Source organism: Rufibacter glacialis, assembly GCF_008271745.1.
Lineage (GTDB): Bacteria > Bacteroidota > Bacteroidia > Cytophagales > Hymenobacteraceae > Nibribacter > Nibribacter glacialis.
The window spans coordinates 333,012-346,351 of record NZ_VKKZ01000022.1 but is presented as its reverse complement, the minus strand read 5'-3'; the positions used below and the strand labels follow the sequence as shown (position 1 = coordinate 346,351).

At 49.6% G+C, this 13,340-nt stretch carries 6 protein-coding genes and 1 pseudogene; all 7 read right to left on the bottom strand.

Going from position 1 to position 13,340, the window contains the following annotated elements:
- Window positions 1-107: 107 nt before the first annotated feature.
- On the bottom strand, window positions 108-1,535 hold the full coding sequence (locus FOE74_RS15230) for a glycoside hydrolase family 125 protein (RefSeq protein WP_149099483.1): 1,428 nt from the start codon (window positions 1,533-1,535) through the stop codon (window positions 108-110).
- A gap of 152 nt (window positions 1,536-1,687) precedes the next feature.
- A complete protein-coding gene (locus FOE74_RS15225) occupies window positions 1,688-3,211 on the bottom strand; it encodes a sulfatase (protein ID WP_149099482.1) in 1,524 nt (507 codons plus the stop codon).
- A gap of 408 nt (window positions 3,212-3,619) precedes the next feature.
- Entirely contained in the window at window positions 3,620-6,163 is a 2,544-nt protein-coding gene (locus FOE74_RS15220) for a beta-N-acetylhexosaminidase family protein (protein WP_149099481.1), read from the bottom strand.
- A 137-nt stretch (window positions 6,164-6,300) separates the two neighbouring features.
- Window positions 6,301-7,125 carry a glycoside hydrolase family 16 protein gene (locus FOE74_RS15215; protein WP_149099480.1) on the bottom strand — a complete coding sequence of 275 codons (825 nt, stop codon included), beginning with the start codon at window positions 7,123-7,125 and terminating at the stop codon, window positions 6,301-6,303.
- Between the two features lie 411 nt (window positions 7,126-7,536).
- Entirely contained in the window at window positions 7,537-8,883 is a 1,347-nt protein-coding gene (locus FOE74_RS15210; protein ID WP_229726197.1) for a RagB/SusD family nutrient uptake outer membrane protein, read from the bottom strand.
- Window positions 8,884-9,531, bottom strand: a pseudogene (locus tag FOE74_RS21740) (RagB/SusD family nutrient uptake outer membrane protein); the annotation flags it as partial. It lies immediately after the preceding gene.
- 11 nt (window positions 9,532-9,542) lie between these two features.
- Window positions 9,543-12,794 carry a SusC/RagA family TonB-linked outer membrane protein gene (locus FOE74_RS15205; protein WP_149099478.1) on the bottom strand — a complete coding sequence of 1,084 codons (3,252 nt, stop codon included), beginning with the start codon at window positions 12,792-12,794 and terminating at the stop codon, window positions 9,543-9,545.
- Between the last annotated feature and the right edge of the window lie 546 nt (window positions 12,795-13,340).

Sequence of the window (13,340 nt, the reverse complement as noted above, 5' to 3'; positions counted from 1 at the left end):
AGCTGGGTGGTCAACTATTCTGTTTTCCTAACCAGTTTCATTGTATTGCCTAACCTGGTAGCGTTTGGGGCCTATTATCTGAAAAACAAGCCCCCAACGCTACTTAGTTAGGCTTTCAATAAGTGAGGCCGCTCGGCGTGCAGTTTCAGGATCAACTCCCCGAACAGCGTGTTGGCCCAGGCAAACCACTTCCTGGTGAAGTTGGAAGGATCATCTTTGTGGAAGGTCTCGTGCATGAAACCAGTGCCCGCGTGCGTCGTCTTCAGGATGTGCAGGCAGTTCTTGATCTCGGCATCTGATTGGCTCGTCATGGCCTGCATGATGATGCTCATAGGCCAGATCATCTCCGGGCCTACGTGCGGACCGCCGATGCCCTGTCCTGCTTTGCCCTTGAAAAACCAAGGATTGTTCTCGCTCAACACGAACCTGCGGGTGTTCTGGTACACCGGGTCCTGGAGAGAGCAGCAGCCCAGATACGGCATGGCCAGCAGGCTGGGAATGTTGGCGTCATCCATGAACAACCGGTTCCCAAAACCGTCTACCTCAAAAGGATGCACTTTCCCGAAGTTCAGGTGCTCGCCCACCGCGTACTGCTTCAGGGCGTTCTCCACCTCGTTGGCCAGGGCCGTGCATTCGGCGGCAAACGCCGCGTCTTTGGTCACCTTCTGGCTCAGCTCCGCCAATTGCCTCAATGATACCACCGCGAAATAGTTGGATGGCACCAGGAACAGGTACATGGTGGCGTCATCTGAAGGCCGGAACGTGGAGCAGATCAACCCCACCGGCTTGATGGGATAGCCATAACCGGCACCGGCCACGGTGTCGGTTTGCTTGGGCGTGTTTCGCTGGAACGTGTAAGGCCCCTTCCCTTCTTTGCGCTGCTGCTCTTTGAAGGTCTTCACCACCAGGTGCATGGCTTTCTGCCACTCCTGGTCAAAGCAGTTGGTGTCACCGGTGGTTTTCCAGTAGTGGTAGGCCAACCGGATGGGATAGCAAAGCGAATCTATCTCCCATTTCCGCTCGTGCAGTTCGGGCTTCATGTCGGTGAGGTCCTTTTCCCACTCGCTGCCCTTGGGGCCGTCGTTGAAGGCGTTGGCGTAGGGGTCAATGAGGATGCATTTGGTTTGGCGGTTGATGACCCCGGCCACCAGGTTCTGGAGCTTCTTCTCCTGCTTCACGAAGGGCAGGTACGGCCACACCTGCGCGGTGGAATCACGCAGCCACATGGCCTCTATGTCGCCGGTGATCACGAAGGTGTCTGGTTTTCCGTTCACCTCTTTGTAAAACACGGTGGTGTCCAGGGTGTTGGGGAAGCAGTTTTCAAAGAGCCAGGCGATCTCCTGGTCCCCGATGGATTTCTTCACCTCCTGCAGCTTCTTCTCAATGATCTGGCTGGTGAAGTTTCGGTTGGCCGGCGCCGGGCGCTGGCTCTTGAAGGAGTCTTTGAAACTGAAAGACATGAGGGAAAAACCAGTGGTGGCCACGCCTAAGGCGGCCAGGCTGCCGGTTTTCACAAATTCTCTGCGGGTGGGCATAGGGTTGTTTTCTGTGGTGAATGGTTTCTGAGGTTGGCGGTTGGAAGCATTCCTTCATTCAAGGTTTTCTTGAGAAAGGCCCCTATTCCGAACCCCAAGTTAGGATAATCTTTCTTAGGCTGTTTTGGGAAAAACACCCCACTTTCAGAGGTTCATTGGGGCCAGGCTTGGTCTGGCATAGGCACGGGAGTATTGGTGTTTTTAAAGATGGGCAGCAAAGCGTTCCAGTGCCGCAACTGCTGCCCTAAGGCCTTGGACAGGGCCGCTACTTTTTCCGGGTGCCGGTGGGCCAGGTCAGTGGTTTCGCCCAGGTCTGAGCGCAGGTGGTACAGCTCTTTCTGCCCCGTGCGCAGGTCGTAGACCAGTTTCCAGTCTCCTTGCCTGGCTGCGCTCTTGTAGTTGATGCCTGGCCCGCCCTGCGGCAGCCAATTGTTGGGGTGGTGCCACACCAGCACCCGATTGGTGTCTTTCAAGGCTGGATTTTTCAAAAGAGGCAAAAAACTCTTTCCGTCCACCCCTTGGCTCGCAGGGACTTTTTTCACCCCGGCGACCTCCAACAACGTGGGGAAGAAATCCTCTATGATCAGGTACTGGTGGGCGGTGGTTCCCGCCTTTACTGTGCCCGGCCAGCGCACCAGCAGAGGCACCCGGATGCCGCCTTCGTACACTGATCCTTTGCCGGCGCGCAGCGGCAGGTTGTGGGTTTGCGGCTTCCCGCCCCGGGGCGCACCCATGCTGAGGCCGCCGTTATCAGACACGAACAGCAGAAGAGTGTTCTGATCCAGCTTGTTCTTTTGCAGATACGCCAGCACCTCTCCCAGGCTTTTATCCATGCCTTCCACCATGCTGGCGTATTTCGCCTCCTGGGGATCTAAACCGGCGTCCTGGTATCTCTGGATAAAGCGCGGGTCGGCTTGTAAGGGGTCATGCAGGGCGAAGTGGGACAGGTGCAGGAAAAAAGGCTTCTTGGTTTTAACGGCCCCGTCCAGGGCTTTCAGGGCCTCCAGGGTGATGGCCTCGGTCAGGAAGGTCTCGGTGCCATAATATTCGCTCAGGTCCTGCACGGCGTGCCAGCTGATTTTCCCGGGCAGGTTGCCGTAGTTCTCGGTACCCAGAAAGCTCTGGGGGTGCCCGGCGGCGTTCCCGGCAATGTTGACCTGAAAGCCCAGGTTATACGGGTTGGCGCCCGGTGTACCGGCGGACCCAAAATGCGCCTTGCCCACGTGGATGGTGTAGTACCCGGCTTCCTGCAACAGCCTGGGCAAAGGGATGGCGGTCACGGTGTGCGGCACCCCTGGCTTTGGGCTCAAGCCGTTGTAGTTCCAGGCCAGGGGGAGGAACGTGGAATCGGGGTGGTCCGTGGGGGCATCACGGCGGATATTGGTCCAGTTGGTGACGCGGTGGTGCGCCGCGTTCAGGCCCGTTATCAGGCTTACCCGGGTGGGCGTACAGATGGGGGTAGCATAGGCATTGGTGAACTTCATGCCTTCGCGGGCCAAGCGTACCATGTTAGGGGTATGGTACCGCTGGTTCAGGGCCTCCACCTTTCCGCTGAAGGGCACCGAGGTATCCATCCAACCCATGTCATCTACCAGAAACACAATGATATTAGGCCTTTGCTGCGCCAGGGAGAGCAACGGAAACAAGTAAATAGCGAGTATCAGGAAACGTTTCATGAGAAATTAAAGTCAATTATACAGCACGCAGCGGAAGAAATCCCTTCTCTAAAGCCCTCCTCTTGCTTCAAAAAGGAAGGGTGGCAACCGGCGCAATTTTGGAGAGGCCGCCTGATCCCAGGAATAGCCCAGCCCGGGCACACGGTCCTGCACCTCCCCCATTCTCTTCCTTCTGAGGACAAACTACCCATTCCCTGTTTCTATGTCATTCTGAAAGGATCTTGTGAGAGAACGGTAAAGGCGGTTCAACAAAGCCTTTCCAGTTCGCACCAAAATCCTTTCAGAATGACAAAATCGGTAGAAAGTGGACCGTTCAAACAAAATAGATAGCTTGAATGTCTTGCCTGCAAGCGCCTTGTTTGAGAGTCTCTTTCCTTGAAACTGCCCCAAAAGGAGGGTCCTTCCTGTTTATTGCCCTTTCACGATTTCATAGATCCTAATGGGTTGGGCGGCCTCAGAGGAAAAGACCAGCTGGGAAACGTTCTTCAATTGGCTGGCCGCCAGGGTCACATAAGCCTCACTGCCCCTATAAATGGTTTGACGAGTCCCCTTTTTACCAGGAACCGAAATGGTCACGGGAACACCATCTGTTCTTAGCAACACGGTCAGCGGACTACCTTTCAATTCTGCGGGCAGCTTTACCGTCACGGGCTGGCCTCCCTTAATGGTTTGGTACGTGTTGATGCTTTTGTCATAGGCGAAGAGAGAGGGGTCCTGGCCTACCTTTGGCTTCACTTCCAGCCGGTATTCTTTGAGGTAGAAGTTCTGTCTTTTGGCAGAGTTGTTCCTGAACCGCACATACCGGATGGAAGGGTCAGCGAACTCCACTCTTCCTTTGCCGCGCTGTTCGGTCAGGGGCACCGTTCTCCACGTCTTGGCATCTGAGGAAACCTCCAATACGCCCCAGGCACCCAGGTTGTTGGTGGAAAAATTGAAAGACAAGGCAGTCGCCTGCCAGGCATCTCCCATTTTCAGGCCCAGGTATTCGGTGGTGTCAAGGAACACGGTCTCCAGCATGGGCGAAAACGAAAGGCCTTGGTTGTTGAACACCAGCGGCTGCGAGGCAAACCGGACCGCTTTGCTGTAGGGGGCGTTCACCAAAGCATCTGCCTGGGCAGGTTGACCAGAAGCTTCTTTCTGGTTCAGGAAGGAGCGGCCGGTATGCTGGAAGAGTTCCTCTACAAAAGGCTTCACATGCAAGGCCCCGGTTTTCACCCCCGGTTGGTAGGGGTTCTGGTTGAGCGTCAAATTTACCAGGGCCATGCTGTCCAGTAAGGCTTCCACGCGCAGGTATTCGGCCCAGGCCGAGCCAGGTTGACCGCTGGCCTTCTTCTCTGCCATAAACATAGCGTGTTTACCGGCTTTTCCTAAATAGTTGAACTGAACCAGCCAGGGGGCTATCTGCTCTACCAGCCGCTGGTTCGTGCTCTTAGTCCTGATCTCAGGACCAGCAGCTTCTATGTTCCTGAATTCCTGGGCGAGTAGTTTTCCTGCTTCCGCCGGGTATTGCCCGCTCCGGTACGCCTCCAGAAAGGACTGCAAATGGGGCTTAAGCTCTACTGATTCCTCGCGGCGGTAAAGGTGACCGTTGGGGCCCGGGTCACTGTTGTGCGCGCTGAAGGTTCTGAAGGCCGCGGTGGCCTCGGGCATGAGGAAGGCATGGGCCGCTTCCCAGGCTTTCTGGGGATGATACGCCTGCAGGTTCCAGCTATACAAAGCCACACTGAAGATAGCCGGTTTTGATGCTTCTGCTTTGTCCATGGGGTTAGAGACAAAGCCCGACATATCCTGGGCCGCCTGCTGGTCCAGGCCATAGGAAGGCCCCATCAACAGATGGTTGCGCACATAGTCACTTACCGGGAAGTTCCACCACACGTAGGCGGGTCTCTTGATTCTCCGGTTCACCCACTCCAGGCCTTCTTTGGTGATATCGTCTACCACGCGGTTGCCCGTCCACATGACGTGGATGGCGGGGTCTAGTTTCTGGCCCAGAATGTCAAGATAGGTACCTTCTTTCTTGTTCGCCCAGCCCTTGTTGTATTCAGTAGGGCACATGATGAGCGGGGCCACGTCTTTTTTCTGGTTGATGAAGTTCCGCTGGATGTGGTTCAGGAGGTTGGCTTGCATGTGGGCATCCGTACCTACCCCCGAGATGTCATCAAAAAAGACCGCGAACGCCCGCACCCCCAGGTCATACATCAGGTTGAACTTGGCCAACACGGCCGCGCTGTCTGCTTGGTTCCATTTGATGTCTTTGCCCGGATGGATGGCCCACACAAACTCCACCTTGTTCTGTTTGGCTACGTCGGCTAGCTCTTTGATATGGGCCGCCTCCTTGGCCGGATAGGGATCCCGCCAGTGGGGGGAAGAATGGTAAGGGTCGTCTTTAGGACCGTAGATGTAGGTATTCAGCTTCAGTTTGCCGTAGAACCGCAATTGCTCCAAGCGGTCGGCATGGCTCCAGGGCTCGCCGTAAAATCCCTCTACCGTACCCCGGTACGCCACATCCGGAAAATCCACAATGGTGGCGGGCAAGAGCGTTACCTGGCCATTTTTATCTTTCTTGGTTAGCTGGAGAAGCGTTTGTACCGCATAAAAGGTGGCCCGGTCGTCAAAGGCTTCAATGGTTATTTTCTGCGGAGTAACCGTGAGCTTGTACGCGCCTGAGCGTTGCAGGCGAGCATCTTTCTCTTTCAGTTTCGAGATTTTCAGAGGAAGGGATTTCCCCTTCTGGGTGATGGGCAACCCAGCCTTCAACAACGCCAGAACGGATTGTTCACTGGCGGGTAATCCACTAACCCGATAAGGCCGGACAGGCACAAAACCCTCCTGACTGATTACCGCTTCCTGGGGTTGTGGCAGCACCTGCTGCGCCCAGGAGAGCAAAGAGAAACAGGAAAGCAGGATAACTAAAAAACTTCTTTTAGAACAACTGGCAAGCATACTATACATAGAATTAAAAGCAACTTGAAAGGAAAAGACCTTGGGGCCTTAGCGCTCCTAGCAATGGTAGGAATCAACCTTTTTGCTGGGTTTTTAAGAAAATAGCCATTAAACAAGCTCTGAAAAAATGTCTCCTTTTGGGAGCCTTATTTGAGCACGTTTACCGGCTTCTTCTGTGAATCCTGCATTTGGAACACCCTTACCCAATCCACCACCATTTGCACGGGCAGATCCTCATCTTTGATGGTGCCTACCCAGTTCCCCCCCAGGGCTTGGTTCAGGATGAGGTAGAACTGCTGGTCAAAGGGCCACTGGCGTGCATCTGCGTTCTCTATTCTGGGATAGGTGAAGGTTTTCTGGTTGTTGACGAAAAAATCCATTCTGTCTGGATACCACTCCAACCCAAACACATTGAATTCTCCTTCTTTAAATGCAGGGGTGGCGAAGTACAACGGATTCTTTTTCTGATTCATCTGGTCAATGTACTCGCTGTGCAGGGTCTGGTAAAAGATGGTATCATAGTTCAAGTGCTCCATGACATCAATCTCCCCGCTTTTAGGCCAACCGCCGTATTTGCTGTCCTGCGGCATGAGCCAGATAGCCGGCCAGGAACCTTTGCCCTTGGAGAGCTTGGCCCTCACCTCCACCTTGCCATAAGTAAAGACGAACTTGTCTTTGGTGTGGATACAGGCCGTTTGGTATTTGGCGGTATCGTTTTTGTCTTGGTTCAGAACGGCTTTCAGATAAAGCAACCCGTCTTTCACATAGGTGATCTCTGGGTTATCGGCGCAATAGCAGGCCCAATCCGGGGATCTCCGACCCGCATAGCTCCACTTGCTGGGGTCTGGGGCGCCGTCTTTATTGAATTCATCCTCCCAAAGCAGGGTCCAGTCTGAGGTGGTTCCTTTCTGGGGCACCGTAGCGCAACCAGTGCACAAGAGTAACAGGAAAACGTAAAGTTTTTTCATCATTTCAGGAGGAGGTAAAGTAGGGGAATATTGGTACCCAGAGGAACAGCGTCGGCTTCTACGTCCTATTCAGATGCTTGACAAATCAATAAATCACAGTTATCTTTTTCTGCTCTGTGGTGGGATTGGAACCGTAAAATCCGGGGGCTTACCTGTTCCTAAATTCTTTGCGGGCTGTTTTTTAAAAAGAGCAGTAGAAGGAAAGATCTATGAAAGCATTGGTTGTTAGATGGCTTCAAAAGCAGGCACAAGAAGTACAAGTGGTTGAGACATGCAGGCCTCTCAATATTCCATTTTGGGTATTTAGGAATTCACCACTGGCCAAACATTATGACACGGGGTAATAGGTTCTACCCCACTACCCCGTGTCCAAAAGTTTTTAATAGTCAGAAGAATGACTTCAAGCGAAAAAAGTTACTCTGTCGCTCCTGAGTTAACTACTGTAGGCCAACCAGGGTTCTGGTAGATGACAGAGGTGCTTAGGTCATTGTTCTGGCTAGTAAGCAGGAATTCCTTGATAGGAATTGGTTCCAAGTAATGCGCGAATGCCCATCTGTACCCATCTCTAACTAAGTTAGTGGCTGTCAAGTTAACCTGATAAGGCCGTAGGTACAGACTGGATGATTTCTTAGAAACGTTAGCTGTTTTACCTGGGGTACCTGCCTCAATGAGAAGAGAAGTACCCTTGGTAGGATCTTTGTACCATTCCTGCATTGGGCCCCAAAGCTTGAAACCTTCAATGATATAAGGAGTGGTTTTAAGTTGATCCATCGCTCTCCAGCGCTTAAGGTCTGTGTACCGCATACCTTCGGCAATGAATTCAGAGCGTCTCTCTCTCCTGATGTTGTACAAGGTCATGTCCGTAAGGAGTTTTCCTGCTGAATAAGCCGCAAAATCATTTTTGGCCTCTTCGTTGATGTTGGTAGCGGCAATGGTAATGTTGAAATCAGGGTTCACCCCAGCTCTCTCCCTGATCGCTCTCCAATACTTGGTGGCTTTGCTATTCAGGGTTTTTTCCTTTAAGTAAGAAGCCTCTATGTAGTTCAAGTAGGCCTCCACTGCTCTAAAGACGATGCTCCCGGTTGACCCCATGCTACCTTGTGAATTTGCCCATAAGTAAGAGAAGCCTTTTTTCACCGCATACCCCGTCACATACCGGGTTTCAACCAAGCCTATGATGTCTGGTTTACCTTCCAAAATAAGAGTACCGTTGGTATTGGTTCTGTCTGTATAGCGCAAATCACCAGGGGCTTTCATGAACAGTTGAAGGCGGTTATCGCGGCCTTCCTTCACGGTAGAAATAGAATCATCGCCTTTGTACCCTGAACCAGCGGCATAGATAGGCAAGCCATTTGCCATCAGAAAATTTTCCACATACCCTCTGGTATAACCCGTATTACCACCGTTTTGGTTGATGTAGTGGTTTACGTTATGGTTAATACCCAACGTAGGGTCATACCGACGCCACAACAGCACCTCAGAATATTTATTCATGTCCTGATCTCCAAACATGTTAAAATATGGGTTCTGAGAGGAGTTATACCCATTGTCTTTGGTGTTGGCCACCAATGGCACAGCCTCTGCTACCACCTCAGCAGATGCCATAGCCTGCGTGAGGAAGAAGTCAATCTCTGCGTCAATGTTGATGCTGAAGTTCTCTACTTTTCCGGCACCAGGCCAGTTAGGGCCACCTGGTACATGGGCAGTTCCCTTGTGGTACATGAGCCAGGAAGCCTCATGGAGGGCAGCCCGGGATTTCAATAGTAGGGCAGCATTCTTAGAAATCCTGTTTTTGCCCCCTGGAGGGGTTGCACTCAGAAACTGAATGGCAGAATCAAGGTCTGAGAGGATGAACCGCGAAACCTCATTTCTTGGTCTCCGTTTAGAGGCAGCCACCAGCAATTCTGGTACATCTGGGAAGGCCGTTTTGACTATTGGAAAGTCTCCGAAAGCTTGTACTTTATTTAGGTATTCATATGCCCTCAGAAAGTATGCCTCTCCTACGTAATGGTTTATGTTGGTAGCATTGCCTTTGATTTTACCTTCTTTCCAGCGCGGTACCACATCCCCAAGGAAGTAATTTATATGACGGATATTGAAAAACTCCCAATTTCCTCCAGATTGCGGAACCCGAAATTCCCCCGGTACCCAGCGGGTAGCGGCATTAGTAGTAGCCTGATTATCAGTATGGTTATCATTACCATGCGTTCCTACATTGAATCCATTGTGTGTTGGAAAGTTGTAGCGGGCAATGGTATAAGATGCCAAGTCACTCTCCGTCAACAGATATTTAGAAGGTGGCACCAAGGATAATGGCTCCCGGTCCAGAAATTCATTGCAACTAGTAGCTCCAAAAAGGCCTAAAAAAGCCAAAGCCGTGTATAATTTAACAGATATACTTTTTTTCATTTTAAGACAAATTAGAAGGTTACACTAAGGCCTCCAGAAAGGACTTTTCCCAATGGGTATGTTTTCCCATCGTTCCAGCCACTGAGAGCTACAGTTTCCGGATCGAAAATATCAATCAACTTAGTAAAGGTTAGCAGGTTTTCGCCGGACAAATAGACACGCATTCTGGAAACTCTTGCCACTGAGGTGAATCTTTCAGGAATTGTGTATCCGATCTGCACATTTTTTAGTCTTACGTAAGCCGCATTTTGCAAATAACGTGTTTGAGACTGTTGGTTTTTACCAGTATTGAAATAGGGTTTAGGGAAATAAGAATCAAGGTTTACCTCAGCTTTACCTGCCTTCACCATTCCAGAATTTTCATCACGGAAGAAATCCATGTGCTCTGCAAAACCGGCAGATTGCCACATTCCTCCTGAGGCACCCCAGAAATAGGGACCATTTGGCATGTAATCTCTTTTACCTACGCCTTGAAGTAAAATTCTCATGTCAAATCCTTTCCAGTCACTAGTTAGGTCCAGACTGAATCTATACCTAGGGCTGCTGTTCCCAATGATAGAACGGTCTCCTTTGTCAGTTAAGGTGAAGGCCCCCCCATTCACTTTGCCGTCTTTATTTAAATCAGCATACATGATATCACCTGCTCCCCAGTTGCCTCCTAATAAACTTTGGCTTGTAGTAGCCAGGTGGGCCTCCATCTCTTCTTTAGTCTTGGCTATTCCCACAGTGGTATATCCCCATATCTCGCCTACTTTTCTTCCATTATACCAATTATTAACATCCCCGGTAACGTTAAGATATTTAGTTACTCTTTGTTGGTCATCAGAGAGTACCGCACGAACACTATACCCTAGCTGCCCAATACGATCCTGCCATTTGGCTTCAATTTCAAATCCTCTTGACTCCATATCAGAGTTATTGTAGAATGGCACTTGGGCGCCAAGAGTTGCTGGCAGGTCCGGCACTGGCCCTACCATGTCAAGGGTCTTACGCTTGTAGAAATCAAGGTTTAGAGCCAGTTTATTATTGAAGGCCCCTAAATCAAACCCTACGTTCATAGTGGTTATCCTTTCCCAGGAAAGAAACTCACTAATCAAGCCAGGAGAATTAGCTGTATTTGGCCTTATCCCATTTACCAACCAGGTTCCATTATTTGAGAAAACAGGAAGGGTGGCGAAGAAAGGATGAAGATTATTAGTATTCTGGTTCCCTAATTCACCATAAGAGGCTCTAAACTTTAATACCTGGATCTTATCAAACGCCCAGAAGCTCTCTTCCGCAATATTCCAGCCCGCAGAGACCGATGGGAATACATTCCACCGCTTTTCTCTTATATACCGGGAAGTACCATCATAGCGGCCATTTACTTCCAAGAGGTACCGTCCCTTGTAATCATAGTTCAACCTAGCAAAGAAACCAGCAGTAGACCAGTGGCCGTACTGCCCATCGGAAACCCTGCTGTCACCCATAGCCGTATTGATAGTGGGAAGTTCAGCAGTGATAAGGCCAGTGCGGAAGCCTGCCAAGGTACGGAACTTTAAAAGTTCAGTATTAAACCCACCTAACACTTTGAAATTGTGGCTGTCCTTTACTTTGAACTCATAGTTGGAATAAAGATTAGCCCCAAAAAAATTGTCTTTTCTAACAGACTCATTAACAGAAGTATACTCGGCTGGATTATACCCAACTGCTAACGCATAAGGGTTCTGATTGGCATCATAAGCATAGGCGGGAGTAATATCACTATGGAGATTATAATTAGTAATACGGTAATTAAGATCAGCAATGATATTCCACCCTTTGACAGGAGTAATGGTAATCTGGCCCTGCTGGACAACATTATCCCGCTGGTCCTTGGTTTGGCCCCCATCTAACAACTGTGCGATTTCACTAGGGTCTGAATAATGTCCATTAGGATCTTTGACAGGGATGGTAGGCCAGCGACGGGCAATGTTATGGTAATACAAATCATTCATATGCGAGGCTCTGGAGAAATCTTCCCGCACGTACCTAGAAGTGTAAACCAACTTCGCATATTTACTAACGGTAGTGCTTATTTTACCAGTGGCGGTATAACGTTGGAATCCATCACCAGAAAACTTAGACAACCCTCCCTGGTTTAGATAACCCAAGGAAGCATAGAACTGGGTATTTTCAGAGCCCCCGTTCAGACTGATGGCATGGTCTTGGGAAAAAGCATACTTTTTGTATTGCTCTTTAAACCAATCAGTATTGGCGTTTGAACCGGTATAATACTCATACCTCCCGTTGGCATTGGGAACAGTCGCATCCTTGATTTCCCCTTTTTGGAACTGCACTATTCGGTCTAGCACGGCTTGGCTGAACTTAGGCCCTTCCCCATCATTCGCGGCGGCTTCATTCCAGTAAAGTGCAAACGTATGGGAGTCCAACATAGTAGGTAACCCAATAGGGCTGGTAGCTCGGAAATTATTGTTATAATTAACCGTAGTTTTTCCTGCCTTGCCTTTCTTAGTGGTCACTAAAATAACCCCAAAAGGAGCCCGAGACCCATAAATGGAGGAAGCTGCCGCATCTTTAAGAACTGTAATAGATTCTATGTCCTGCGGATTAATGGCATTTAAAACTCCTTCCATGCCATCAATCAATACCAAAGGCATTGAACTGGTGGAAGTACCTACTTGTCCAACCCCTCTTATATTGAAATTTAGGTTTTGGTTTAATTCTCCTCCTAAGCCTGCTGTTTGCAAATTAAGACCCGGTATAAGGCCTTGCAGGGCCTGGCTTACATTTTGGACAGGCCTAGATTCAAGCGCTTTGGCATCAATAGTAGAAACTGCACCCGTCAGGTTGGCTTTCTTCTGGGTACCAAAGCCTACAATCACAATCTCATCCAGCGCTTCTGAATCTTCCTGCAAGGTGACAGTGATGTTGGCCTTGCCTGCCGCTGCTACTTCTTGCCTCTGGAACCCTATAAAGGTAAAGACAAGGGTACCGCCTGCGGGTGCATTTATCTTAAAAGTTCCGTCAATGCCCGTAGAAACAGCGGTGGTAGTGCCTTTTACCATAACCGTTACTCCGGCCAGCGGCTCCCCGTTAGCGGAAGTAACTTTCCCTTCCACCGGTGTGGATTGTTGGAAAGCAGTTGAATTAGTGCCTAAGTTTTGGGCGGCTCCTACCCCAGGACTCTTCTTCCTGAGATCAGCCAACATCTGGCCGTTAACGGGCACGCTCATAGAGCCCGCTAATAGCAACAGAATGGGTAGTTTGTAATTGTTTTTCATACAGGAATTGGTTTATAATTAGTTAAAATGACACTCAAACAATACAGAAAGTAATTTTTCGCATAACAGTATCGCGGACACTTTTTTTGGAAGTGTCAAGTAGATACTTATAAAACAAGTTACCTTATTGAAAATATTGTCCGTCCACGCAACTATAACATCAATAAGGTAGGTATTTTAGATCATAAATAATAGTTTGATAAAAATAAATTTAATTAATGAGTTAATTAGTGTGTTCGTACACACTCTTTTAACCTAAAAAACCTGCCTACTTAAGTATTTTTTGTCAAATGCTCGTATTATTTGACAATACAATGAATGCATTGAGTTATATCAGAATCCTGGTCCAAGGATGGCAGGTTACATTGTGAGCTTTCCATCACTTCTTCCAAACAAGAGAAAAACTGCCACCAAATCCTGCCGGCTTCTACCCAGCAAGCATCTTCTCCATTTCCTAACCTCCCTTTCAGAAAGCCTACTTTTCTGAAAGGGAGGTAGACGTCAGTCGGCTTGAAATCTTAACTTCTTTAGAAGTCTTACCTTCTT

What these genes read in the sequence shown, in the direction of transcription:
- FOE74_RS15230 (WP_149099483.1), bottom strand. Translation starts at nt 1,535, where the DNA reads ATGCCCACCCGCAGAGAATTTGTGAAAACCGGCAGCCTGGCCGCCTTA.
- FOE74_RS15225 (WP_149099482.1), bottom strand. Translation starts at nt 3,211, where the DNA reads ATGAAACGTTTCCTGATACTCGCTATTTACTTGTTTCCGTTGCTCTCC.
- FOE74_RS15220 (WP_149099481.1), bottom strand. Translation starts at nt 6,163, where the DNA reads ATGTATAGTATGCTTGCCAGTTGTTCTAAAAGAAGTTTTTTAGTTATC.
- FOE74_RS15215 (WP_149099480.1), bottom strand. Translation starts at nt 7,125, where the DNA reads ATGATGAAAAAACTTTACGTTTTCCTGTTACTCTTGTGCACTGGTTGC.
- FOE74_RS15205 (WP_149099478.1), bottom strand. Translation starts at nt 12,794, where the DNA reads ATGAAAAACAATTACAAACTACCCATTCTGTTGCTATTAGCGGGCTCT.